The sequence below is a fragment of the Acinetobacter sp. WCHA29 genome (assembly GCF_002165335.1).
Lineage (GTDB): Bacteria > Pseudomonadota > Gammaproteobacteria > Pseudomonadales > Moraxellaceae > Acinetobacter.
Genome location: NZ_NHRQ01000002.1, coordinates 36,611 through 60,870, shown reverse-complemented (window position 1 = coordinate 60,870; position 24,260 = coordinate 36,611). Strand labels below are relative to the sequence as shown.

Sequence of the window (24,260 nt, the reverse complement as noted above, 5' to 3'; positions counted from 1 at the left end):
AGTCTGGATCAAAGTCACGATTTGAATCACTTGATTGCAAGCTTTGTTTATCTAAAGCGAATTGTGCAGCTAAATCACTCACATCAACTTTATTACTAGACGGCTCAAATTCAGCAATAGATGCTTCAACCAAACCTGCTTTTTGCTCAGTTACAGGCGCTTGCAAGAACTCAATATTTTGCTGTGTAAATGAACTCAATTCATTTAATATAAGTTCATGTGCCTTTGTCAAAGTTACACGCTGCCCTGCAGCCAAGGTATCAAACAATTGAATGAACTGTTGATGTACCTGATAATACAGCTCAAAAGCATAATCAAGATTCAGTAAATCTGGCTTAAATAACAGATCTTGATAACTAGAACGTAACAAACTTGTATATTGATACATACCAATCGTCGCATGATGATGGGTATGTTCTAATAAAGTTTCAGTTTGCTGACTTAACAGTTGAATATATTGAGGAAATGCAGTACGTGCACGCTTCTCAAAATCAAACTCAACGTCAAGAAGATCATTGATATTCAATTCTAGTAATTGTGAAACTAAACCTTGTGGACGTAAAGATTCGCCTTGTTTTTCTTCTAATTGGAAATCGTAACTATCCCATGCAACATTGAAAGTATTATAAATTTCTTCAAATTTCTGTTGCGAACCTTGGTGTTTCAACGTGTGCAAATAGTCACGAACAAACTGTGCATAGTGTGTCAAAAGTGCCGTTTCATCAGAACTTGAGTCAAGCTCTTCTTGCAATAATGTTTTGAATAAATTCTCAACTTTCGAACTTGCTTCAAACACATGCTCAACATGCGCCATAGCAGAACTGCCACGTAGAGTATGAAGCGCTCGAATTAGCGTATTATAATTATCATTTGTCGGACGATCATTTAGTAAAAATTGATCGATCGTGGTCAAATGATCTTCTGCTTCTTCCAAGAAAATCGATAATGTTTCTTTGATTAACGCTTCATCATCTAGTGGATGACCTATAAATACAGATTCTGAATCTACGACATCAACAGTCTTCTCTTCTACGACAGTATCCACATTTACGGATATCAATTCGAGACCAGTTTCAGCGTTATCATTCAGCATATTCGATAATTGTAATAACTCAGCTAGCGCTGGTTCTATACTAAGTTGCTGCTGTAGTTGCTGACCTAATAAAACCAAAGGTTTTAAATCTATCTGATGTTTTTGAACCAATTTAAAATCATGTACAAGTTTAAAGCGGTAGATATTAAAAACCGCTTTTACATAATGTTGAATATCTGAATTCAACAATACTGTCCCTGCAAGTACTCGATTTAAAGTATCTTCAACCGTCCACGCCAATTCACCTGAAGATTTGGCACCAACCATCCTTCCAGAACCTTTTAAGGTATGGAAATGTCGACGAATATCTGTGAGCACATCTTGTTGATTTGGCTGTTCAATCCATTGACCGATTAATGGCTCTAATTCAACAAAGATTTCATCTAATTCTTCAATAAAAATTTCAAGAATTTCTGCATCTTGCTCAAGATAACTATCTTCAGGAAGCGTCATCGTTTCAACTAACGTTTTTAATATTTCTTTCATAGCGGCTTCTTTCGTTTTTATCCACTAATTGTGGCTAAAAATTACGTGTATCTATCACACAAGATGTAGCTCCATGTTAGTCATCATCTTGTAGAGATATTCTACATCTCTTCAAAAAAGGGAAAGGACAGATATGCTCTGCCTCCCCTTTGCTGCTTATTCAGGTAGCTTAAAGTCAGTTACAGATTCACGTAATGATTCAGCCATATTTGCCAATTCAGAAACCGAACGAGCTGTATCAAACGTTGCTGTCGTCGTTTGTGACGTAATTTCTTGTACAACATTCATCGTTGTTGCAATGTGACTTGCTGATGCAGACTGAAGTTTTGCTGCATCAGAAATGCTCGCAATTAATTTAGCCAAATCACCAGATACCGTTTGAATCTCATCAAGTGCAATACCCGCATCTTTTGCCAAGTTCGCACCACGAACAACTTCTGACGTCGTTTGTTCCATTGAAATAACGGCTTCGTTTGTATCTGTTTGAATGGTTTTTACTAAGCTTTCAATCTGTTTCGTTGCTGATGCAGAACGTTCTGCAAGACGTTGTACTTCGTCGGCTACGACTGCGAAACCACGACCTGCTTCACCAGCCATAGACGCTTGAATCGCTGCGTTTAATGCCAAGATGTTGGTTTGGTCGGCAATATCGTTAATTAGGGATACGATGTTACCAATCTCTTGAGATGATTCACCCAAACGTTTAATACGCTTTGAAGTTTCTTGAATTTGTTCACGAATGTGATCCATACCTTCGATCGAGCGGTTTACAACTTCTGCCCCATTCGATGCAATTTGTACAGATCGTTGTGCTACTTCAGCAGACTCGGATGCATTCGAAGATACTTGGTCAATCGACAATGCCATTTCGTTCATCGCTGCTGATGCACCTGCAATTTCTTGCGCCTGATGTTCAGAAGCTTCTGCTAATTGGTTGGTAATATCTTGAGTATCTTGAGTATAACGAGCAACTTCTTGAGATGTTTCAGTGATTCGAGATACAAGGTCACGTAATTGATCGATTGCGAAGTTAATCGAATCGGCAATCGCACCAGTAAAATCTTCTGATACTGTTGCATATGAACGTAAATCACCATCTGCTAAGTCGGCAATTTCATCTAGTAAACGTAAAATTGCATTTTGGTTACGGTCATATTCATCTTGTAGACGAGTTACACGCTCTTTATCTGTATTACTACGTAAAGCAAGCAATTGTAGTGCAGAGAAAATTAATAGACCTAACGCACCAATTAATACAACACCCGCAATAACGTTACCCCAACCACCCTCTGCTTTGTTAGATAAATCGTTTAATGACCTTAATAAGGCATCAGATTGAGAAAAGATTTGCGAAGATGCTTGGCGTACGCGAACAATTTGGTTTGCGTTTTGTAATACTGTTGCTGCAGCTGATTTCAATACTGCATCATAATCAGATTTAATACTATCTACAGACTCACGTAAATCAGGAGATGCAATACGATCTACGCCAAGTTCTGTACTACCATTTAATTGTGCATTTAAATAAACACCAAAGGTATCAATATCCGCACCAAAGTCATTCGCAGACACATTTGAGTTGTCTGTTCCGACCAATACTGAGTTAATTGAACGCAAAATACGTTCTGCAATGAACACCTGGTTTTTCGTGATAATTACCTGACTACTTGGCATATTTTCACGAACCATCTGATCAACCATCAAGTTATATTCAGCCTGAATTTCAGGAATCGTTTCACTGATCGAGATATTTGTATCGTATAATTGATTGATGACTTTTTGTTGTGAAGCAATTAACTCAATGTTCTTAGAAACACTCGTCCAAAGTTCATTTGCTTTTTTATACTCTTCTGAACCAGTACCATATACACTTTCAACCGTCTCTAAATTCTCAGCAAAACGCTTTTTAGATTCAACTAAACTTTTCATTGCTTCAGGTGTACCAGATGCCGTTGCCTCAGTTGCCTGACGAGAAATCATCTGAGATAACAAGCGTAACTCACCCAAACTACGAGTTAACTGGTTATGACGAGGAACACTCACGAATAAATAAATTAAGAGGATAACTGCAAGAGCTAAAGCACCAATCGCACGGTATAGAATTGGTTTCGACTTTTCAGTTTCACCAAATAAGCGAGAAAACTGATCAATTTGCGTTCGAGCATTCTCTAAAAATGCACCACCACTCTTAAGACCAGTACTATCACCACTACTACCATTTTTCTTTTTAAGTTTAAAGCCCATGTCAGCTTCTCCCCTGAATACGCGTTTATTTTCCGTAGCGTATCAAATTAGTTTATAAATTTTATTGATGCATTCATATATTGAGGATTTTGCAACAACCGACTCAGTAAAAACACATGCCATTGCTGATTATGTTGATGGAAGTATCCCTGACAATAATCTTTCAATTTATTATCTAGATCAGCACTTTGTGAAAAGAAACTCTTTTTATTAAAGTGCTGAATCCCAAGAACTTGGTCGACAACCAAACCCACATAATGGTCTTGATGGCTAATGCATATTACTTTTTGTGTTGGTGAAAACTGACTCCGTTGTCCTGAAATAAAATGTGTTAAATCAGAAACTGAAAGCAATCGACCACGAATATTTGCCAAACCACGTACCCATGCCTGAGTATTAGGAACAGGAGTATATTTTGGAGGATAAATCACCTCCGAAATCTCCCCTAATGGTGCAACGAAATATTGCCCTAACATCTCAAATGCGATACCAGACCAACGGCTGACTTCATTTTGAGTTGAAGCATATTGTTTGTTGCCTCGCTTGGATAAGCGAAGCAATTCGATAAATCCATTTGCTGCCATACCCTATCCCGTATTGAGTAATGAAAAGGCTCGTACGAATTAACTTAATAATTGTTTAATCACATCAATGAGCTGTTGCTCATCAATCGGCTTGGTCAAATAATCACAAGCACCTTGACGCTTACCCCAAACACGATCTGTTGCCTGATCTTTGGTACTTACGATCACAACAGGAATATGCTGCGTGTCTTTACCTTTGCTAATTTGGCGTGTCGCTTGGAAACCATTCATTCCTGGCATTACCACATCCATTAATACGAGATCTGGTAGTTCTGCTTGCGCCATTGTGACACCGTCAGCGCCATTGGTTGCTTCTAAAACTTCATAACCGTGTTTAGTCAAAATTTCTCTAAAGCGAAATGTTTCAGTAGGTGAATCATCTACAATAAGTATACGAGCCATTTTTTCCTCAATTTAAATTTTATGCGCTAACGTGATTACGAATCGCATTTAACAGCTCATCTTTACTAAATGGCTTAGTTAAATATTCATCCGAACCCACAACACGCCCTTTAGCCTGATCAAACAAACCGTCTTTGCTTGACAACATAATCACTGGAATATTTTGGTAGTTTAAAGAGTTCTTAATCAATGCACAGGTCTGATAACCGTCCAGGCGTGGCATCATGATATCAACGAAAACGATATCAGGATTTGCTTCTGCAATTTTTGATAATGCTTCAAAACCATCAACAGCGGTGATCACCTCACAACCTTCTCGTTGTAAAAGCGTTTCAGCCGTACGACGAATCGTTTTTGAATCATCAATCACCATTACTTTCAAATTTTGAAATTTATCTTCCATTTAATTGTCCTGCCCCATTCACTCAATACAAATTATGGTTGGTTTAATTTGTTTTATACACATCAGTTGATATTTTTAACATATCTTTACTTGCATTATCAATGAAGTTTTTTGAACCAACCTATCAGTTTTCAACAACAATAACAAATTGCTCACACTTTTCATCAAATTCCTAAATTTTTTGTATACTCACTATTTTTAATTATCTAAATAGCTACTAATATACAACTGATTATTATTTAAAAATAAGTGATTTAGTTAACTTTTTCCGGGGAATGTAATGACTAGTTCGTTAAAGTGCGGTTTCGGCATTAGCCACTTTACAACGATTGCTCGTAATTACATTTGCGCGTTTTTTTTATTGATTTTTTGCAGTTCAAGTTTTGCAGCCACAGAGCAACCCAGAGCTGTATGGTATCGTTATTATGATAAAAATGGTGTTGCTAATGTGAGTACATCAGTTACGCCCGAACATATTCGTTATGGTTATGAAGCACTTGATCGTAATATGCAAGTGATCAAACGCAACCGTGCTTATAACGCAACCGTAGATGTACAACAATCTTCTCGTCGCGAATCTATTGCACGTCAACGCGAACAAGATATGAGATTAAAGCGTGCTTATGGAAATACAAAAATAGCGGCAACAAAAAGAGATCAAATTTTGGCTAGTTTAAAAAAGCAACTTAATTATCAACAACAACAATTACAACAGCTTCAACAAGACAAAATTGGATTTAAGCGACAAGAGATGGAATATCATCGTAAGGGAGAAACGCCCCCCGCTCAACTCAAAAATAATTTAGACAATAATGCCAAGAATATTGAAAATGTAAAAAGAACAGTAGAAAGTTTACGTAATGCATATCATAAAACTGAAACAGATTATGCTGATATTATTAACCGTTTAAAAAATATTGAACAAGAAACACAATAGACTTAGAATTTTTCTGGCATGGTCTCTCAAAAATATTAATTCTAACTTTTCATAGTTTTAATTCATTCAGCTTGCTTTAGATTACACGAAATTCAATGATTCATGTCATAATGCCAATTGCTTAAAACCGAGTAGATAATTTTGCTCGTTTGAGTATTTCTAAATAACACTTAACTTTAGGACAGTTTCCATGCGCGCAAGCCGCTTTTTATTTGCAACGTTAAGAGAAACCCCAAATGATGCTGAAGTCATTTCGCACCAGCTCATGTTACGTGCGGGGATGATTCGTAAATTAGCTTCTGGTTTATACTCTTGGTTGCCCATGGGAACACGTGTTTTAAAGAAAGTAGATGCGATTGTTCGCGAAGAAATGAACCGTTCAGGCGCATTAGAAGTATTTATGCCTGTCACTCAACCTGCTGCGCTTTGGGAAGAATCTGGTCGTTTTGAACAATACGGTCCAGAATTACTTCGTTTCAAAGATCGTCATGATAATCCATTCGTGCTTGGTCCTACTCATGAAGAGGTCATTACAGATTTGGCACGTAATGAGCTGAAAAGTTATAAGCAATTACCAGTAAATTTCTATCAAATCCAAACTAAATTCCGTGATGAAATTCGTCCACGTTTCGGTGTGATGCGATCTCGTGAATTTATTATGAAAGATGCTTATTCTTTCCATGCAACTCAAGCATCGCTACAAGAAACCTATGATGTCATGTATGACACCTATAACCGTATTTTTACACGTCTAGGTCTCGATTTCCGTCCAGTACAGGCAGACACAGGTTCTATCGGTGGCTCTGCATCACATGAATTCCATGTACTTGCTGCAAGTGGCGAAGATGATATCGCATTTTCTACTGAATCTGATTACGCCGCTAACGTTGAAATGGCAGAAGCATTGTTAGTCGGTGAGCGTGCTGCGCCAGCTCAAACAATGACCTTAGTCGATACACCAAATCAGAAAACAATTGCCGATGTTTGCCAATTTTTAAACAGTGATGCAAAACAATCTGTAAAAGCTTTACTTGTACAAGGTCAAACAGATGAAAATGGCAATACACCCGTTGTTGCTCTATTTTTACGTGGCGACCACGAATTGAATGATATTAAAGCTGAAAAGCATCCTTTAATTGCTGCACCTTTGGCATTTGCAACTGAAGCACAATTAGAACAACATGGTTTAACAGCAGGTTTCTGCGGTCCACAAGGTTTAGTTGAAAAAGGCTTAACCGTGATTGTGGATCGTGCTGCATCCGTATTATCTGACTTTATTGCGGGTGCAAATGAAGTCGATAAACATGCGACAGGTGTGAACTGGGAGCGTGATGCAAAATTCACCGAAGTTTATGATTTACGTAATGTTGTTGAAGGCGACCCTTCTCCAGATGGTAAAGGTACACTTCAAATCAAACGTGGCATTGAAGTCGGTCATATCTTCCAACTCGGTACAAAATACTCAGAAGCTTTAGGGTGTAAAGTACTCGGTGAAGATGGCAAACCATTCACTGTTACAATGGGATGCTATGGAATAGGTGTAACACGTGTGGTTGCAGCAGCAATTGAACAAAACTTTGATGACAAAGGAATTATTTGGCCTCAAGCGATTGCTCCATTCGACATTGCGATTGTGCCAATGAATGCGCATAAATCACCTCGTACCCTTGAAGCAGCTGAAGCGCTTTATGCTGAATTACAAGCTCAAGGCTATGATGTATTGCTTGATGATCGTAATGAACGCCCTGGTGTGAAATTCTCTGATCTTGAATTAATGGGTATTCCTCATCGTATTGTTATTGGTGAGAAAGGTCTTGATGCAGGAACTTTTGAGTACAAAGGTCGTCGCGATCTTGAAGCTAGCAATTTAGGTAAAGAAGAACTCTTAGCTAAACTTATAGGCTAATCTTCATCCTAGCAATAAAAAAGCCGTTTAATAATAAACGGCTTTTTTATTGAAACTTAAGCTGTCAGATCTTTGATTGTTTCTGAAGAACCATTATTTTTAACAGATTCTATTCCTTTATCACGAGATTGCTCAGTTGCATAAAGCTGACTTGTACCAATCACCTGATGATTAGCCGCCTTTAAATTAAAATAAGCTTTATCATTTTTTGAAGTTAGTCTTTCATAGCGTGCTTCATCTGAACTATTTTTTTGAACGGATGCAATCCCATTTAAAGCAGATGCTTTGGTTTTGTAAAGTTCACTATTCAAAATAGCTTCACCATTCCCAGCCTTAAGTATAAAACGATATTGACCATCACTTGCTTGATTTACCTCAAACCATCCTGCCATAAATACCTCTTTTATTTGAGTTGTTTTGATTGTTATAGCTTTATTTATAGATTATTTTTTATACCAATAGAAAATGATTTATTGTTCACTTTTGGTAAGTTTTTGAATAGCAAAGGGGCACTGACATGCCCCCTTAAATGATTTGGATTAGATCTTTTTTACAAATTCAGATTTCAATTTCATTGCACCAATCCCATCGATTTTACAATCAATATTATGTCCATCATTCGCATCGATTAATAAACGAATACTTTTCACTTTCGTCCCGACTTTAACTACAGATGATGAACCTTTGATTTTTAAATCCTTTATGACAGTGACGCTATCACCATCAACTAAAATATTACCGTTGGCATCTTTAATAATCTCTTGTTGTTCTGAAGCAGATACCTCCCCTTCTTTCCATTCATGTGAACATTCAGGGCAAATCAATAAGTCGCCATCTTGGTAAGTATATTCTGATTGGCATTTTGGGCAGTGTGGAAAAGACATAAAAACATCTCAAAAGCACTATTATGATCGATAGACGCATTTTTTCAAAATTTAAGCTTGAATCGCTTGTCCAATTAAATAATTTTAAGTACTAGGGCATGATTAAGCTTAATATCTTTAGCTGCGTAAATGAGCGTTACTTGCTGTTACTGTACCATGTCTTTAAGCTGATTTACATAAGGGTTTTCTTTAAGCTCTTTATAATACCCTTCCTGAAAACTCAGCCAATGTTCAACCTTATGACAAAACGCTTTTCTCAATTCAGTTGAGGGTGCAATATCTTTAAGCCATAAATCTAAATGTGCCTGCTATTTCGATATTCCCCTTGGCCATAACCGATCTACGAGTACACGCTGTCCATCCGTCGGCTCAACAGGATCAATAAATACGTTTAATTTCAATTCTCACATCAGCCTCCCCCCACATCTCACAAATTTTTCAGCTTTCCATTGAAATATTAACAACTTGCCCTTTTGAATCAAAACTAACGCAGATAACGTAATTTGTGATCTCATCTGGTAAGGTGAAATCTAAAATTTCATAACTTTCCAGATCCCCCTCATCCCAACGTGAATCTAATACCAGTAACTCTAAAATTTGTAATAAATTAGGTTTTGATGTGTCAAAATATTTTTCCCAATATTCAGGTTCAACTTCTTCAAGATGATGTTGAATAAATAACTCCACACTATCTTCTGCTTGTTGATTTTCTAAAGCTTCGCGCATGGCAACACGAGCCAATTGTTCTCTGTGTTCAAGAATTTGTTCAGACATATATTCCCCAATATGATTAAATATTAAAAATTTAGCTAGTTTGAATTAAGCTAAGGAGTTGTTATTCATTTGGAATTTCAGCTTGAATCAGCAATCCCAATAAATACAGAGATTCCTGCCAACCTAAATAACACGCTTCAACAGGAATAACATCAGGTATTCCCTCTTTAGTAATATGCATTTCGGTTCCTACTACCACTGATCTTAATTTTATTGTGACCTGAATTTCACCTAGTAAATTAGGATCATCAAACTTATCGGTATAGCGTAATAATTCATTCGGGATAATTTCAATATACGTTCCTCCAAATGAATGAATTTGTCCAGTTGAAAAGTTAGTAAATGACATTTTGTATGTTCCACCCTCTTGTGGGTCTAAGTGATGGATTTTGGCAGTAAAACCATGAGGTGGCATCCACTTTACCAAGGCATCTGGATCGAGAAAGGCTTTAAAAACACGAACTGGTGGTGCATTAAATACACGATGTAGTTGTACTGTTCCACTCATTATTATTCTCAGGCTAAGTTATTTTTAATTCGTGCCTCTATCATACCGATTTAGTCATGAAATACTATTCCTTCAATCGCTCAATTGAACCCGAATATCTAGAATCTAAAGCTGCTTTTTTGTAAAAAATGGCGCAAAATAGCACTCCATATTTAGTGATAAGAACGCAGTTTTGGGATTAATCTATGAGTCAGCTTGCTTTTACTGCTTTTAGCTTGAATGGTGTAGATGCGCAAAAATTTCTACAGGGTCAAGTGACTGTTCATGTAGAACGTCTCCCTGAAAATGAAAATCGCTATACCGCTATTTGTGACTTAAAAGGACGTATTCATTTTGGGTTATGGATTAAAAGATTAAATCCAGAAAGTTTTGAACTTGTAACCACCCAAGATCAAGCCGAAGAGTTTTCCAAACATATTAAAAAGTTTGGTGCTTTTTCAAAAATGAAATTAGAAGAAATAGGATCTGTTTTTCCTTCATTAAATGGCATCCAAACTGAGTTTTCTTCAGTGGAGACAGACATCGATGCTTGGCAAATTCAAGCGATTCAGTCAGGTCAAGCATGGATTAGTCAAAGTACAGAACATTTGTTTCAACCACAAGAACTACGTTTGCATCAACGTGATGGTGTACATTTTGACAAAGGTTGTTATTTAGGTCAGGAAATTGTGGCACGTCTATGGTTTAAAGCAAAACCAAAACATTGGTTACATTTAATCCAAGGCAAAGATACTGTGCCTTCTCCTGCTAGCCAGCTAAGTAAAGATGTTGAGGTTGTGAATAGTGCTGCATGTGAAGATGGCTATATCGCACTTGTAATTGCAAAACCAGTTGCTTTAGAAGAACTTGGTGTAAAGGTTTTGGATTTACCAGAAGTATTAAATGGTGATGTAGCACGACCACAATAATCATTTTAAACAAAAGCCCTTTTACTAGGGCTTTTTAATTATAAATAAGATCCTTTAATTAAAATTAAGCATATACTCTTATTTAAAACAAATACTTTTTTATTTTATTCAATTTATCGGAATTAGCTGTACTCAAGTCTACATTACTTTTTATGATTACGATGGCTACCGCTTTATTTAATATGCAATCTAGTTTTGCTAACACAGAAAAAGTTAATCAAAGAATCCAAAGCCTTCCTAATGAATTAAAACCAGAATTTATAGATAAAACACCTATTCCAGATCTTTATACTCTTTCAAACATCAGAGGCTCTATATGGATAGATGCTTCTGGTCGATATAGAGATGGATCCCGAACTGATTGAATTAATGCAATTGGCAATGCAGCCTTATTTGAAATAAAGTTTAATGATCATTCTTGTCGAGAATCGAAATGAAGGTTATTGTTCACCTATTCTCAACAATATCTCTCTCAAATGAAAATAACCATCAAAACTTGGCTATCAGCCTTATCACTGAGTCTATTAAGCTTACAAATAGTACATGCTGATAGCAGAACCTTAGAACAAAACTTTAAACAAAATTATCCAGATATTCCCGTTACTTCAGTCACCCCATCTCCACTAAGTGGAATTTATGAAGTCTATGTGTCTGGTAAGATTATCTATACAGATGAAAGTGCTAAATATCTTTTTTTTGGCAATTTACTCGATGTAAAAAATCAGAAAAACCTAACAGAAGATCGTATTTCTGAACTGAGTAAAATTGATGTAAAACAACTTCCTCTCAAACAAGCCATTAAGCACATCAAAGGTAAAGGCGAACGTACTTTGTATGTCTTTACCGATCCCGATTGCCCATATTGTCAAAAACTTGAACAATATATGACCTCAATCAACAATGTAACGGTCTACATTTTTTTATTCCCACTTAAGAAATTGCATCCACAAGCTGAAACTGCAGCAAATAAAATTTGGTGTGCCAAAAACCAATATGAGGCTTGGGAAGATTACATGCTACATCGTAAGTTAGCCCAAAATTCAGGTACATGTGAAACACCTGTACAGAAAAATATTGCTTTAGGACAAAATCTAGAAATTAGTGGGACACCTACAATCTTCCTTGAAAATGGCACTAGAGTCGCGGGCTTACCACAAAATGCCCAACAAATTGAACAACTTCTATTAGAAGCACAAACTAAAAAATAGTATCTAATTAGGCGTGGCTTTTCAGTTGACTGGCAAGCCACCACTTACAATATAAGATTCTGATTTATATTAAATAATATAAAAATTAAAATAAATTAATTAAGCAAGATTTATACAAAATCCATATTTACATTTCACAGCAAACTTTTATGATGAAGGCATTCAAAACTGCCATGTAATGGATTAAAGCAGATATCTGTGAAAGGAATAAATAAAATGAAAAAGTTGCTGATTGCCAGCTTAATTCTTGCTACAAGTCATTCAACATTTGCGGCTGATAGTAAAGTAACTGCAAAACCAGATACATTTGCTCAAGCAACTAAACTATACGAAGCAAAAAACTACCCTGCCGCGTTTCAAGAAATGCAGCGTCTCGCTGATACAGGGAATGCCCAAGCAATTTATAACCTAGGTTATATGACTCAAGTTGGTCAAGGCACAGTAAAGGATGAAAAGAAAGCTGCACAGTATTATCAAGATGCTTCAAATAAAGGCTTTGCTCAAGCCAGTTATACATTAGCACAGGCTTATCATAAAGGTGATTTGGGCATCACTAAGAATAATCAAAAATACAAAGAATATTTAGATAAAGCTTCTAAACAAGGCTCTAATGAAGCCATTGTTGAAACTGCAAAAATTTTATTTGAGCAAGGTAAACCTGAATACGATCAGATTGCTGTTCAGAAACTATTACCATTGCTACGGAAAGATTATTATCCAGCAAAACATCTCAAAACAATCTACGATTTGAGTGTTGGTGTTAAAAATAAAAATCCTATTATGCAAGCACAGGCGATTGATAGCCTTAAAGATTTAGCTAAAAAAGGTTATGCACCATCTTTAATGGTTCTCGGTAATATGTTAGCAAATGGAGGTATTGTTGACCAAGATTTAGAGCAGGCAAAAAATATTTTTACTCGCTTAGCAGCAGCTAACTATCCAAATGCGAAGGAATCATTGGCTAAAGTTGAAGAAGCAATTGCTGCAAAAAAAGCAGCTTCAGTAAAAACAAAGAACTAAAATCAATTCAGCAGCACTCCCCCTCTAAAGAGTGCTGCTTTTTATTTAAAATTGTTTGCTTAACTTAATCCCTGCACTCCAATTGCGCCCATCTGCAGGTTCAAAGAAACGATTATTTCCTTCATTCACAATCACTGAACCGATATATTGTTTATTAAATAAATTATCTATAGGGGTAAATCCATTTAAACTCCAATCCGTATAGCAAAATATGTATCCTGTATAAGCCGATGCAATTGTTTAAGTTGTCATTAAAAAGTAAACATGTATTCTTTTCAGAATTGGTTTGATACTTTCTGTACTGCTATAATCGCGATAACCATCTGTATCACAATAGGATGAGTTAATCATATAACTTGGTTCATTTTGATTTTTTAAACCGTATTGAAAACTAAACCAGCATGATTTTTGTGATGACTACCGCCCGCACAACTCATTTCTATCGAATCTTTACCCTGTCCTTCCTTTGTTTTTACTAAAATCGTACCTCCTGAAGAATTTCCATATAACGAAGAAAATGGACCTGTTAATACTTCAAGATGACTTAAATTCCTTAAATCAATATTTGAGGTTTGCCTTTGTCAATCTGGCATTGTGGCAGGAATAGCATCGCTATATAAAAGAATTCCACGAACTTCAAATGTGGGATGTGCACCAAAACCACGCATAGAAAGTTGCAAATCTTGGGCATAATTCTCTCGATTGCGCAGTTGAACACTCGGTATCCCCTTCACAAGCTCAGTTAAATCAACTTCTAAGCTCTGATCGTTTTTAGGCATATCTACCCTAAAGATTGATGCTGGTGTTTCAATATAAGCTGTGTCAGTACGAGTTGCTCCGACCTTTATTGTCGGAAGTTGTATGGGCCGATCGACTTCTGATTCAGCAGCCCAAGCAAAAGAACCATTCAAACCCATGCTTATTGCAACACAACCATATAAAAAAAAATTTTACTAAAGGTATGAAAATTCCTTGTTTCACAGAATTTAAGGGCAAGCTTTTTAAAGTAAGTATTTCATTATTTTATAATTAGATTAGATCTTTAACCTTAGCTAAAAAACCAAAAATCAATTTTAATGATGATTAGCCAATCAAATTAAATATCGTCATAATTGTAAGTTGAACATTTACCCTCATTGTATTGTTGTTGAAACAACTTGAGCTCACTATGCCCGAACTTCCTGAAGTTGAAACCACAAAAACCAGTTTACTGCCGCTTTTAGAGCAACGTGTACAAGCTGTAAGAGTACACAATCCTAGTTTGCGCTGGCCAATCCCTGATGATCTTGAAAAATTAATTGGTCAACGTTTAATTCAACTCAAACGTCGTTCCAAATATATTTTGGCTGAATTTGAACAAGATCAAATGCTTTGGCACTTAGGTATGTCAGGAAGCTTTCGCCTATGTCAATCCAGTGATGAATTAAAAAAGCATGACCATCTTGTGATCGAATTTGAAGATCAGCAACTCCGCTACCATGACCCACGGCGCTTTGGGTGTATTCTATGGTTAGATGAAACTAATCAAAGTAAATTGATTGATACGCTAGGGCCAGAACCATTAACTGAAAATTTTAATCCAACATATTTGCATGAAAAATTAGCTAAAAAAAATGTCGGCATTAAAATTGCTTTAATGGATAACCATATAGTGGTTGGTGTGGGCAATATTTATGCAACTGAAAGTTTATTCAACATTGGGGTTCATCCTGCGCAACCTGCTTCGACGCTGAGCAAAGCACAAGTGGAAAAGTTAGTCATCGAAGTAAAACGCATCTTAAAACAAGCAATTGATTTAGGTGGATCAACTTTGCGTGACTATAGTAATGCCATGGGTGAAAATGGTTACTTTCAGCAGACACTTTTAGCTTATGGTCGCGCAGGTGAAATGTGTGTTAATTGTGAAACTACATTAGAAAACTTAAAGTTAGGTCAACGTGCTAGTGTATTTTGTCCACAATGCCAACCTTTGAAACTAAGCAAAGTATAGACCATTTAAGATGCAATCAAGGAGAACAACCTTATGCAAACCGCAATTGTTCGACATATTCTCGTCAAAGATAAAGACTTAGCCGAACAGCTAAAAAAACGAATTCAGTCTGGTGCCGATTTTAGCAAAATCGCCAAACAATACTCTACTTGCAACTCAGCTAAACGTGGAGGCGAACTCGGTGAAGTGAAAAAGGGGCAATTGGTCCCTGTTATTGATAAATTAGTTTTTACAGCAGCAGAACGAATCTTACACGGCCCGATCAAAAGCCAATTTGGTTTTCACTTAGTTGAAGTGAAATTTCGCATGGATGGCTTAAGATAATGGTTTGAGCTTAATTATTTTAAGCTCTCTCCTCTTCTCAGTTATTTTAATTCTTGCGGTTTCATCACATAAGTCCATGCATCTATTTTTTCACCAGATTCCAAGATAACCTCAGCAACAACTCGCTCATATTGGAATCCTTCAAACTCATCTAACATTTGCCAGTTTTGTTCTAATTTTTCCGTGCTGAATAAATATCCCATGATTAATGGATCTTGTTCAGCTAAAACTAAGGCAGGTAAACCTTTGTCTGGTCCCCAATCTAAAATATGAATTGTGCCGTGTACCGATGCTTTTTGCCAATCTCCACCGATTCCACCCAAAATATGCGCATTTTCTCGGTTTGGGCAAAGTGTGCCATAAACAAATAGTTGGTTCATGATTGCTATTCCATTCAAATATGCAAATATTTTAGAGTCAAATCTTGCAATTTTCCATGTAAAAGCTTGCGTTCCAAATATGGAATATCTATTTCCAATAAAAAACAGCATTTTTAAATGCCGTTTTTTATGAAAATAATAAGTACTTATTTTTTCAAAGAGTCTCTAATTTCACGTAATAATTGAATATCTTCAGGTGTAGGCGCTGGTGCTGCTGGCGCTGCTTCTTTTTGTTTACGCATACGATTCATTACTTTCACCATAAGAAACACAACCCATGCCAAAATAATGAAATTAATAAAGATGGTTAAGAAATTACCATAGGTTAAAACATTGACACCTGCTTTCGTTAATTGATCTAAAGACTGTAAATTATTTGGATTATCTCCGAGCACAATAAACTTCTGTGTAAAATCAACCCCCCCACCAGTAATAACTGAAATAAGTGGCATGATGATATCTTTCACCAATGAATCAATAATTTTACCAAATGCACCACCAATGATGACACCAATGGCAAGATCCATCATATTGCCTTTGATGGCAAATTCTTTAAATTCTTGAATAATACTCATTTATAACTCTCCAGAGTTGAACTTAATCGCAACCCATATTGCATTGTTTATTACACAGGTGCGGCTATCCACATAATGCTCATAATTTAATATTTTTATCAAAAAAAAAAGCTATTTCACATTTTAACAACACTTTTTTATTTTAATAAAAATATATGTTTAAGCATGTCCCTACCCTGAAATTTATGCAATAAAAAACCGCTAAATAAATTTAGCGGTTTTGTCATTTTTCAGTGAAGAAAAATTATTTATCACGGTTACGCTTACGTTCGTTTTCAGTTAAGTAACGTTTACGAATACGGATCGATTTTGGTGTTACTTCAACTAACTCATCATCTTCAATGAATTCAAGTGCTTGTTCAAGCGTATATTCAATTGCAGGCGTTAAAGTTAAAGCATCATCCGTACCAGACGCACGAACGTTGGTTAATTGTTTTGCTTTAGTTGGGTTAACAACCATATCGTCCGAACGTGAGTTAATACCCACGATCATACCTTCATAAACTTCTAACTGAGGTTTAGCGAATAAACGACCACGGTCTTGTAAGCTGAATAATGCATAGCCCAAGCAAGTACCTTGAACCATAGAAATCAATACACCGTTTTGACGCTTCGCAACAGTACCTTGCTTAACAGGACCGTAGTGCGAGAAGCTTGATGTCATGATCCCTGTACCAGAAGTCATGGTTAAGAACTCAGAACGGAATCCAATTAAACCACGTGAAGGTACAGTTGCTTCAATACGGATACGACCTTTTCCGTCAACTTCCATATTGGTCATTTCGCCTTTACGGTGACCCATTTGTTCCATTACTGAACCTTGATGTTGCTCTTCAACATCAAACGTTACGTTTTCGTATGGCTCTTGTCTTTCGCCATCGACTTCTTTCATGATCACTTGTGGACGTGATACGCCCATTTCAAAGCCTTCACGGCGCATATTTTCAATCAATACTGAAAGGTGAAGTTCACCACGACCAGAAACTTTAAAGCGGTCTGGACTATCAGTATCTTCAACGCGTAATGCAACGTTGTGAATCAATTCACGATCAAGACGTTCACGAATATTACGTGAAGTTACAAATTTACCTTCTTTACCAGCAAACGGTGAGTTGTTGACTTGGAATGTCATCGAAACCGTAGGTTCATCTACAGACAATGGTGGCAAAGCTTCTACATTTTTTTGATCACAAATTGTGTCAGAAATATTGAGTGCATCAATACCAGTGATACAAACAATATCACCTGCTGATGCTTCTTCAACATCAATACGCTCTAAACCGTGGTAACCCATGATTTTTAAGATACGACCGTTACGTGTATTGCCTTCTTTATCAATCACAGTCACAGGAGTATTCGTTTTTACACCACCACGCTGAATACGACCAACACCGATAACACCAACGAAGCTGTTATAGTCAAGTGAAGAAATCTGCATTTGGAATGGACCATCAACATCAACTGCTGGTGGTTCAACGATATCAACGATAGTTTGGAACAATGGTGTCATATCTTCCGCTAATTCTTCAGGAGAAGGACCAGCTACACCACGTAAACCAGAAGCATAAACGATTGGGAAATCTAACTGTTCATCAGTTGCACCCAAGTTATCAAACAAGTCAAATACTTGATCGATTACCCAGTCGCAGCGTGCACTTGGCTTATCAACTTTGTTGATAATTACGATTGGCTTCAAACCACGCGCGAACGCTTTTTGCGTTACAAAGCGAGTTTGTGGCATTGGACCTTCTTGAGAGTCAACAAGAAGCAATACACAGTCAACCATCGACATTACACGTTCAACTTCACCGCCGAAATCCGCGTGTCCTGGGGTGTCTACGATATTGATGCGGTAAGTTGTGTCAGTCCGTTGATCTAACCACGTAATTGACGTATTTTTTGCAAGAATAGTAATACCACGTTCACTTTCAAGCGCATTCGAGTCCATGACACGCTCAATCTCGCCTGCACGGTCACCTAAAGCACCAGATTGTTGAAGTAATTTATCGACAAGCGTGGTTTTACCGTGGTCGACGTGCGCAATAATTGCGATATTGCGGAGATTCTTAATATCAGACATAGAATTCGATACGCTTAAAATTTGAGGGCAGATTATATAGAAAAATCCTAAACTTTAGTAGTGACAGTTTGTTGACATGAAACTTTTTTTCGGACGAACTGTTTCAGAATCGTTGGTAAAGTAGCCTAACTCTATTAGAATATTCCACTATTGCTTATCGCTTTTCTTATACTCCCATGTCAAATTCTCAACCCGAACAGCCACTTGATCTCGTCTACGGACTGAATGATCGTCCAAAACCGTTCATCGCATTTTTAGCGGCTTTACAACATCTTTTAGCAATTTTAGTCCCGATTGTCACTCCAGGATTATTAATTTGCTTAGCACTTGGTGTATCTCGTGAAGACACCAATATGATCCTTTCAATGTCTCTGATCATCTCAGGAATTGCAACCTTTTTACAGTGTAAAAAGGTCGGTCCTTTCGGTGCAGGACTATTGATTGTTCAAGGGACAAGTTTTAACTTTATTGGCCCAATTATTGGTATTGGTAGCGCCATGGTTGCTGCAGGTACGCCTGTTGAGCAAGTGATGGCTGCTATTTTCGGTGTGGTAATTGCAGGTTCATTTATTGAAATGGGCGTGTCACGGATTCTACCTTGGGTAAAACAATTAATTACCCCTTTAGTTACAGGTATCGTTGTTCTCTTAATTGGTTTGACACTGATTAAAGAAGGTCTGATTAGCATGGGAGGCGGTTATATGGCCATGCAAGATCATACTTTTGCCAATACGGACAATCTGATCATGTCCTGTACAGTACTGGCGGTCATTATTTTATTGAATCGTGTTCAAATTATTTGGGTAAAAAGTTCAGCAATTTTAATCGCATTGGTGATTGGTTACATTCTTGCAGGCTTTATGGGTCATTTAAACTTTTCCGTATTGCAAGATGCACCATTAATTCAGATTTCTACCCCTATGCATTTTGGTCTAAGCTTCTCTTGGAGCTTGTTCATTCCAATGGCATTCATCTATCTCGTTACTTCACTTGAAGCCATTGGCGATGTGACAGCGACAAGCAAAATCTCAAACCAACCTGTAGACGGCCCCATTTGGATGCAACGCATTAAAGGTGGTGTACTTGTGAATGGTGCCAACTCATTTTTAGCAGGTATCTTCAACACCTTCCCAAGTTCAGTGTTTGCACAAAACAATGGCGTGATTCAACTCACTGGTGTGGCAAGTCGCTATGTCGGGATCTGGATTGCGATCTTATTGATCATTTTAGGTCTCTTCCCTGCTGTAGCTGCCGTGATTCAAGCTGTTCCCCAAGCAGTGCTAGGTGGTGCGGTAATGGTGATGTTCGGTGCGGTGGCTGCATCTGGAATTAATATTCTTTCAAGTATTCATCTTAACCGCCGCGCTTTACTGATTATTGCGATTTCTCTTGCATTAGGTTTAGGTGTAGCACAAGTTCCACAAATTCTTGAACATCTTCCTGAATTATTCAAAAACATTTTCAGCTCAGGTGTTGCAACGGGTGGTATTGCAGCGTTGATTTTAAATATTGTTTTACCTGAAACTCAAAAATAGTCTTTTAACCATCGTAATTGTCCAGTTTCACCACTGGGCTTTGTTTTTGATGAGAGATTAAAATGGATCCACGTAGTGAAGTCGTTATACGACAACAAGATTATTTAAATGGGCAAATCTTACTGATTAATGCGCCCAATGATCAACTCGCCAAAAATTTACCTCACCAAGTACAAGCATCTGTCTGGACTTGGAATTATGCTGATCATCAAGGTTTTCAAAGCACTGGTATAAATTCATATTTCTCAGTTGAGTTTCCACAAGCAAGTTTTGATCAGGTTGTTATTTTCGTTCCAAAATCTAAAGAGTTATTGAATTATATTCTTCATGTCGTGGTTAGCCAGTTAACACTCGGTCAAAGCGTATTTCTAGTGGGTGAAAAAAAAGGCGGTGTTGAACGTGCTGCAAAACAACTCCTGCAATATGGTAAAGCCTTTAAAATTGATAGTGCACGCCACTGTCAATTTTGGCACATGAAAATTGAAAAGAGAGAAATACACAAACCACTTGACCATTGGTTAAAAAACTATATTGTGCAAGTCAATCAAGAACAGCTCGAAATCTGTGCTTTACCGGGTGTATTTAGTCAAGACCATTTAGATGTTGGAACAGCCGTATTACTCCCTTACCTGAGCCAAGTAAAATCAGGTAAGATTGCCGACTTTGGTTGCGGTGCTGGAATTATTAGTGCTTATTTAGCCAAAATAAATCCAAACCAGCACATTTTTGCACTTGATGTTGATGCATTTGCATTACGGTCTACTGAGTTCACTTTTCAAAAAAATGATCTGAACTTAGCACAGCTACATCTACAGCCTGTCACAAGTTTTGTTGATGCGCCTAAAGATCTAGATGCCATCGTAAGTAATCCACCTTTTCATCAAGGCATTCATACCAATTACGATGCAAGTGAAGAGCTCTGCCAATTGGCGAAAAAGCATCTGAAAAATTCAGGTGAACTTTGGATAGTGGCGAATCGTTTTCTAAACTATCCACCTCTGATAGAGCAGAGCTTTGGTCAATGTCTTGTGAAGGCAGATCAACAGGGATTCAAAGTGTTATATGCCTGTGCGAAATAAACAGTTTAAGGAATTTTTATGAGCGATACATCTGCTCCTCAACACCTTCAGCGTCAGCTCGGAGCACGCCACCTGAATATGATTGCCATTGGCGGATCAATTGGTACAGGCTTATTCCTTGCTTCAGGTTCAACAATCGCAACAGCCGGCCCTGGTGGTTCGTTATTGGCCTATGCTCTCATCGGGATCATGATTTATTTCTTGATGACGAGTCTCGGTGAATTAGCCACGCACAATCCAACTTCAGGTGCATTCTTCACCTATGGCAGTCGTTATGTCGAAGATGGTTTTGGTTTCGCCTTAGGCTGGAACTATTGGTATAACTGGGCAATTACCGTTGCTTTTGAATTGGTCGCAGTTCAGTTCATCATGAAATTCTGGTTCCCAGATATTCCTGGGTTTTATTGGAGTGCAATCTTCCTTACCATTATTTTTGCGATTAATGCATTGACGGTAAAAGGCTTTGGTGAAAGTGAATTCTTATTTTCTTTGATTAAAGTGCTTGCAATCATTGTGTTTATTGTCATCGGTATCTGGATGATTGCTAAAATTATGATGACACCGAATGTATCAACCTTTCAACACTGGCATTATAAAGATGCACCGTTTGTTGGTGGCTTACAAGCCCTGATCGGTGTTGCCATGATCGCTGGATTCTCCTTCCAAGGAACTGAAATGGTTGGTGTTGCCGCAGGTGAATCGAAAGATCCAAAGAAAACGATTCCTTTGGCGATTAAACAAATCTTCTGGCGTATTTTACTGTTTTATATCTTATGTATTTTTATCATTGGCACATTGGTAAGCTATGATGACCCACTTCTATTAAAAGCTGCACAAAGTGAAGATATTGCACTCTCACCATTTACCTTATTGTACGAAAAAGCAGGCTTTGCCTTTGCTGCAAGCTTGATGAATGCGGTTATTCTCAGTGCGATTTTATCTGCAGGTAACTCTGGGATGTACTCATCTACACGTATGCTGTTCGATATGGCAAAAGAAGGACGAGCGCCAAAATGGTTCTCAAAACTTGATGGTCGTGGCGTACCCATGAATGCACTTTATGCAACCACTGCCGTTGCTGCTCTGTGCTTCTTGACCACCTTTATCGGGGAAAAACAAGTATTTAACTGGTTGTTAAATATGTCTGGGATGTGTGGTTTTATCGTTTGGTTAGGAATTGCAATTTCACATTATCGTTTCCGTAAAGGTTATATTGCTCAAGGTTATAAATTAGAAGATTTGGCTTACCGTGCCAAGTTTTTCCCATTTGCACCATGGTTTGCCTTTATTCTGTGTTCAATCATTATTTTAGGACAAAACTATCAAGCTGTGCTAGGTGGCAAAATTGATTGGTTAGGCTTAGTTTCAACCTATATCAGTATCCCATTATTTTTGGCGATCTGGTTGGGCTATAAATGGAAGCACAAAACTAAGTTGATTGCATATAAAGACATGAACGTGAAAGAAGGCGAATAAAAAGCCAAAAATTCACTTGACCCTTAACTAAATATCAGTAAAATTATTAGCTCATATTTTCAGCTAGACTATTATATAGGAGTACGACATCATGCCAGCACTACAAGGAACAACACGCTAAGATTTGGCACTGTCGACTCACGGACAAGTGTACAAATCCAATCATCACTTGTCCGAATGCTCTACTTAACCTAGCATTCGCTAGGTTTTTTTATGCCTATTCGGACACAATATTAAAATAACCGAGCAAACAAAATGGGCATACAAAAAATACTTAATGCTGATGCTGAATATGGTGTTCCAGTAAAAATATTCACCAATGATATTGATAGCGAAAGCATTGAACAACTAAAGAAAATGGCACAACTGCAATTTGTGTATTCACATATTGCCGTGATGCCTGATGTGCATGTCGGTAAAGGCGCAACTGTTGGCAGCGTCATTCCAACCAAACATGCAATTATTCCTGCTGCTGTCGGTGTCGACATCGGTTGTGGCATGAATGCTATCCGACTCAATCTCAAAGCATCACAGTTGCCAGATAATCTCGCACCTTTACGCCATGCAATTGAACGTAAAGTCCCTGTAGGCTTTGAATTACACAAACAAATTAAGGCGAAAGCCTCAAGCATTATTCCACTGGAAAAACGCTTGCAGCCGATCATTAAAAAGCACCCTGGCTTAATTCGGATGCTCAGAAAGTTTGATGCGACATGGCAAAAACAACTCGGTACCTTAGGCGGTGGCAATCACTTTATCGAACTCTGTTTAGATGAAAATCAGGACGTTTGGGTCATGCTCCATTCGGGTAGCCGTGGTTTAGGTAATGTGATTGGAACTTATTTTATCGAGCTAGCAAAGAAAGAAGCTCAACATCGATTTGGGCATGTCCCAGATAAGGACTTGAGTTATTTTGCAGAAGGCTCAAATAGTTTTAATGACTATGTTGAAGCCGTGGAATGGGCACAAGAATATGCATTTGAAAATCGACGTGAAATGATGCGTCTGATTTTAGAGGCAATCCGCCCACTGCTACCATCTTTTCAATTGACCAAAGAAGCGATTAATTGCCACCATAATTACGTCAGTCAAGAAACTCATTTTGGTGAGCATCTCTTAATCACACGTAAGGGGGCAATTCGAGCGGGCCAAGATGAATTAGGCATCATTCCTGGTTCTATGGGGGCTCGCTCTTATATTGTGAAAGGCAAAGCGAATCCTGATTCATTCTGCTCATGTTCACATGGCGCAGGACGAAAAATGAGCCGTAGTAAAGCCAAATTACTTTTTGGTCAAGAGGATTTGATTCAACAGACCCAAGGTATTGAATGTCGTAAAGACAGTGGTGTAATTGACGAAATACCAAGTGCATATAAAGATATCGATCAAGTCATGGCAAACCAATCAGATTTAATCGAAATCCTGCACACCCTTAAACAAGTTCTATGTATAAAAGGTTAAATA

23 protein-coding genes and 3 pseudogenes are annotated in these 24,260 nt (G+C 37.6%); 12 read left to right on the top strand and 14 right to left on the bottom strand.

The features are described 5' to 3' along the window. The 5 genes from CDG59_RS01755 to pilG form a co-directional block, all read right to left on the bottom strand. On the bottom strand, window positions 1-1,579 hold a 1,579-nt coding region (locus tag CDG59_RS01755; protein WP_171294965.1), incomplete at its 3' end, for an Hpt domain-containing protein. A 156-nt stretch (window positions 1,580-1,735) separates the two neighbouring features. Beyond that, a complete protein-coding gene (locus CDG59_RS01750) occupies window positions 1,736-3,823 on the bottom strand; it encodes a methyl-accepting chemotaxis protein (protein ID WP_087543200.1) in 2,088 nt (695 codons plus the stop codon). 47 nt (window positions 3,824-3,870) lie between these two features. Then, on the bottom strand, window positions 3,871-4,407 hold the full coding sequence (locus tag CDG59_RS01745) for a chemotaxis protein CheW (RefSeq protein ID WP_004664657.1): 537 nt from the start codon (window positions 4,405-4,407) through the stop codon (window positions 3,871-3,873). A gap of 39 nt (window positions 4,408-4,446) precedes the next feature. After that, window positions 4,447-4,809, bottom strand: a complete 363-nt coding sequence (locus tag CDG59_RS01740; protein ID WP_004664659.1) for a response regulator — start codon at window positions 4,807-4,809, stop codon at window positions 4,447-4,449. A gap of 19 nt (window positions 4,810-4,828) precedes the next feature. Further along, window positions 4,829-5,212, bottom strand: a complete 384-nt coding sequence (pilG, locus tag CDG59_RS01735) for a twitching motility response regulator PilG (RefSeq protein WP_004652356.1) — start codon at window positions 5,210-5,212, stop codon at window positions 4,829-4,831. A 280-nt stretch (window positions 5,213-5,492) separates the two neighbouring features. On the opposite strand from pilG, the gene CDG59_RS01730 reads away from it, so the two are divergent. Together CDG59_RS01730 and CDG59_RS01725 are read left to right on the top strand one after the other, a co-directional pair. Then, the gene (locus tag CDG59_RS01730) at window positions 5,493-6,149 is read left to right on the top strand and encodes a hypothetical protein (RefSeq protein ID WP_087543199.1); all 657 of its coding nucleotides are present in this window, start codon (window positions 5,493-5,495) and stop codon (window positions 6,147-6,149) included. Window positions 6,150-6,339: 190 nt separating this feature from the next. Then, entirely contained in the window at window positions 6,340-8,055 is a 1,716-nt protein-coding gene (locus CDG59_RS01725) for a proline--tRNA ligase (RefSeq protein WP_087543197.1), read from the top strand. Window positions 8,056-8,111: 56 nt separating this feature from the next. Here CDG59_RS01725 and CDG59_RS01720 read toward each other — a convergent pair whose 3' ends face one another. From CDG59_RS01720 to CDG59_RS01700, 5 genes and pseudogenes are all read right to left on the bottom strand, one after another. Further along, complete coding sequence (locus CDG59_RS01720) at window positions 8,112-8,447, bottom strand: YegP family protein (protein WP_087543195.1); 336 nt, start codon at window positions 8,445-8,447, stop codon at window positions 8,112-8,114. A gap of 147 nt (window positions 8,448-8,594) precedes the next feature. Continuing rightward, a complete protein-coding gene (locus tag CDG59_RS01715; RefSeq protein ID WP_087543193.1) occupies window positions 8,595-8,939 on the bottom strand; it encodes a zinc ribbon domain-containing protein YjdM in 345 nt (114 codons plus the stop codon). A 51-nt stretch (window positions 8,940-8,990) separates the two neighbouring features. After that, a pseudogene (locus CDG59_RS01710) lies at window positions 8,991-9,347 on the bottom strand (DUF488 domain-containing protein). Window positions 9,348-9,377: 30 nt separating this feature from the next. Then, window positions 9,378-9,713 carry a DUF2004 domain-containing protein gene (locus tag CDG59_RS01705; protein WP_087535721.1) on the bottom strand — a complete coding sequence of 112 codons (336 nt, stop codon included), beginning with the start codon at window positions 9,711-9,713 and terminating at the stop codon, window positions 9,378-9,380. A 61-nt stretch (window positions 9,714-9,774) separates the two neighbouring features. Then, window positions 9,775-10,221, bottom strand: a complete 447-nt coding sequence (locus CDG59_RS01700; RefSeq protein ID WP_087543191.1) for an SRPBCC family protein — start codon at window positions 10,219-10,221, stop codon at window positions 9,775-9,777. 185 nt (window positions 10,222-10,406) lie between these two features. Between CDG59_RS01700 and CDG59_RS01695 the strand changes: the two genes are divergently transcribed. The 4 genes and pseudogenes from CDG59_RS01695 (at window position 10,407) to CDG59_RS01680 (ending at window position 13,357) form a co-directional block, all read left to right on the top strand. Then, window positions 10,407-11,129, top strand: a complete 723-nt coding sequence (locus tag CDG59_RS01695; RefSeq protein ID WP_087535720.1) for a YgfZ/GcvT domain-containing protein — start codon at window positions 10,407-10,409, stop codon at window positions 11,127-11,129. A gap of 152 nt (window positions 11,130-11,281) precedes the next feature. Then, window positions 11,282-11,470: pseudogene (locus CDG59_RS01690) on the top strand (DsbC family protein); the annotation flags it as partial. A 135-nt stretch (window positions 11,471-11,605) separates the two neighbouring features. After that, complete coding sequence (locus CDG59_RS01685; RefSeq protein WP_087543189.1) at window positions 11,606-12,337, top strand: DsbC family protein; 732 nt, start codon at window positions 11,606-11,608, stop codon at window positions 12,335-12,337. Between the two features lie 216 nt (window positions 12,338-12,553). Next, window positions 12,554-13,357, top strand: a complete 804-nt coding sequence (locus CDG59_RS01680) for a tetratricopeptide repeat protein (protein ID WP_087543187.1) — start codon at window positions 12,554-12,556, stop codon at window positions 13,355-13,357. Window positions 13,358-13,645: 288 nt separating this feature from the next. Here the strand turns inward: CDG59_RS01680 and CDG59_RS15410 are convergent. Beyond that, window positions 13,646-14,274, bottom strand: a pseudogene (locus tag CDG59_RS15410) (TonB-dependent receptor plug domain-containing protein); the annotation flags it as partial. 251 nt (window positions 14,275-14,525) lie between these two features. Between CDG59_RS15410 and mutM the strand changes: the two are divergent. Next, the gene (gene mutM, locus CDG59_RS01670) at window positions 14,526-15,347 is read left to right on the top strand and encodes a bifunctional DNA-formamidopyrimidine glycosylase/DNA-(apurinic or apyrimidinic site) lyase (RefSeq protein ID WP_087543185.1); all 822 of its coding nucleotides are present in this window, start codon (window positions 14,526-14,528) and stop codon (window positions 15,345-15,347) included. A 33-nt stretch (window positions 15,348-15,380) separates the two neighbouring features. Beyond that, entirely contained in the window at window positions 15,381-15,671 is a 291-nt protein-coding gene (locus tag CDG59_RS01665; protein ID WP_087543184.1) for a peptidylprolyl isomerase, read from the top strand. Window positions 15,672-15,712: 41 nt separating this feature from the next. On the opposite strand, the gene CDG59_RS01660 is transcribed toward CDG59_RS01665, so the two are convergent. From CDG59_RS01660 to typA, 3 genes are all read right to left on the bottom strand, one after another. Next, window positions 15,713-16,051, bottom strand: coding sequence for a gamma-glutamylcyclotransferase family protein (locus CDG59_RS01660; protein ID WP_087543182.1), 339 nt, complete (start codon window positions 16,049-16,051; stop codon window positions 15,713-15,715). Between the two features lie 146 nt (window positions 16,052-16,197). Beyond that, window positions 16,198-16,626, bottom strand: a complete 429-nt coding sequence (gene mscL, locus CDG59_RS01655) for a large conductance mechanosensitive channel protein MscL (protein ID WP_005162040.1) — start codon at window positions 16,624-16,626, stop codon at window positions 16,198-16,200. Window positions 16,627-16,870: 244 nt separating this feature from the next. Beyond that, window positions 16,871-18,706: a translational GTPase TypA gene (typA, locus tag CDG59_RS01650; RefSeq protein WP_004664688.1), complete on the bottom strand. Its 1,836-nt coding sequence runs from the start codon at window positions 18,704-18,706 to the stop codon at window positions 16,871-16,873. A 176-nt stretch (window positions 18,707-18,882) separates the two neighbouring features. Between typA and CDG59_RS01645 the strand changes: the two genes are divergently transcribed. From CDG59_RS01645 to CDG59_RS01630, 4 genes are all read left to right on the top strand, one after another. After that, window positions 18,883-20,241, top strand: coding sequence for a uracil-xanthine permease family protein (locus CDG59_RS01645; RefSeq protein ID WP_087543180.1), 1,359 nt, complete (start codon window positions 18,883-18,885; stop codon window positions 20,239-20,241). A 62-nt stretch (window positions 20,242-20,303) separates the two neighbouring features. Beyond that, complete coding sequence (locus tag CDG59_RS01640; RefSeq protein WP_087543178.1) at window positions 20,304-21,320, top strand: methyltransferase; 1,017 nt, start codon at window positions 20,304-20,306, stop codon at window positions 21,318-21,320. 18 nt (window positions 21,321-21,338) lie between these two features. Further along, window positions 21,339-22,796: an amino acid permease gene (locus tag CDG59_RS01635; RefSeq protein WP_087543176.1), complete on the top strand. Its 1,458-nt coding sequence runs from the start codon at window positions 21,339-21,341 to the stop codon at window positions 22,794-22,796. 255 nt (window positions 22,797-23,051) lie between these two features. After that, window positions 23,052-24,257, top strand: coding sequence for an RtcB family protein (locus CDG59_RS01630; RefSeq protein ID WP_087543174.1), 1,206 nt, complete (start codon window positions 23,052-23,054; stop codon window positions 24,255-24,257). Window positions 24,258-24,260 lie beyond the last annotated feature (3 nt).

What these genes read in the sequence shown, in the direction of transcription:
- CDG59_RS01750 (WP_087543200.1), bottom strand. Translation starts at nt 3,823, where the DNA reads ATGGGCTTTAAACTTAAAAAGAAAAATGGTAGTAGTGGTGATAGTACT.
- CDG59_RS01745 (WP_004664657.1), bottom strand. Translation starts at nt 4,407, where the DNA reads ATGGCAGCAAATGGATTTATCGAATTGCTTCGCTTATCCAAGCGAGGC.
- CDG59_RS01740 (WP_004664659.1), bottom strand. Translation starts at nt 4,809, where the DNA reads ATGGCTCGTATACTTATTGTAGATGATTCACCTACTGAAACATTTCGC.
- pilG (WP_004652356.1), bottom strand. Translation starts at nt 5,212, where the DNA reads ATGGAAGATAAATTTCAAAATTTGAAAGTAATGGTGATTGATGATTCA.
- CDG59_RS01730 (WP_087543199.1), top strand. Translation starts at nt 5,493, where the DNA reads ATGACTAGTTCGTTAAAGTGCGGTTTCGGCATTAGCCACTTTACAACG.
- CDG59_RS01725 (WP_087543197.1), top strand. Translation starts at nt 6,340, where the DNA reads ATGCGCGCAAGCCGCTTTTTATTTGCAACGTTAAGAGAAACCCCAAAT.
- CDG59_RS01720 (WP_087543195.1), bottom strand. Translation starts at nt 8,447, where the DNA reads ATGGCAGGATGGTTTGAGGTAAATCAAGCAAGTGATGGTCAATATCGT.
- CDG59_RS01715 (WP_087543193.1), bottom strand. Translation starts at nt 8,939, where the DNA reads ATGTCTTTTCCACACTGCCCAAAATGCCAATCAGAATATACTTACCAA.
- CDG59_RS01705 (WP_087535721.1), bottom strand. Translation starts at nt 9,713, where the DNA reads ATGTCTGAACAAATTCTTGAACACAGAGAACAATTGGCTCGTGTTGCC.
- CDG59_RS01700 (WP_087543191.1), bottom strand. Translation starts at nt 10,221, where the DNA reads ATGAGTGGAACAGTACAACTACATCGTGTATTTAATGCACCACCAGTT.
- CDG59_RS01695 (WP_087535720.1), top strand. Translation starts at nt 10,407, where the DNA reads ATGAGTCAGCTTGCTTTTACTGCTTTTAGCTTGAATGGTGTAGATGCG.
- CDG59_RS01685 (WP_087543189.1), top strand. Translation starts at nt 11,606, where the DNA reads ATGAAAATAACCATCAAAACTTGGCTATCAGCCTTATCACTGAGTCTA.
- CDG59_RS01680 (WP_087543187.1), top strand. Translation starts at nt 12,554, where the DNA reads ATGAAAAAGTTGCTGATTGCCAGCTTAATTCTTGCTACAAGTCATTCA.
- mutM (WP_087543185.1), top strand. Translation starts at nt 14,526, where the DNA reads ATGCCCGAACTTCCTGAAGTTGAAACCACAAAAACCAGTTTACTGCCG.
- CDG59_RS01665 (WP_087543184.1), top strand. Translation starts at nt 15,381, where the DNA reads ATGCAAACCGCAATTGTTCGACATATTCTCGTCAAAGATAAAGACTTA.
- CDG59_RS01660 (WP_087543182.1), bottom strand. Translation starts at nt 16,051, where the DNA reads ATGAACCAACTATTTGTTTATGGCACACTTTGCCCAAACCGAGAAAAT.
- mscL (WP_005162040.1), bottom strand. Translation starts at nt 16,626, where the DNA reads ATGAGTATTATTCAAGAATTTAAAGAATTTGCCATCAAAGGCAATATG.
- typA (WP_004664688.1), bottom strand. Translation starts at nt 18,706, where the DNA reads ATGTCTGATATTAAGAATCTCCGCAATATCGCAATTATTGCGCACGTC.
- CDG59_RS01645 (WP_087543180.1), top strand. Translation starts at nt 18,883, where the DNA reads ATGTCAAATTCTCAACCCGAACAGCCACTTGATCTCGTCTACGGACTG.
- CDG59_RS01640 (WP_087543178.1), top strand. Translation starts at nt 20,304, where the DNA reads ATGGATCCACGTAGTGAAGTCGTTATACGACAACAAGATTATTTAAAT.
- CDG59_RS01635 (WP_087543176.1), top strand. Translation starts at nt 21,339, where the DNA reads ATGAGCGATACATCTGCTCCTCAACACCTTCAGCGTCAGCTCGGAGCA.
- CDG59_RS01630 (WP_087543174.1), top strand. Translation starts at nt 23,052, where the DNA reads ATGGGCATACAAAAAATACTTAATGCTGATGCTGAATATGGTGTTCCA.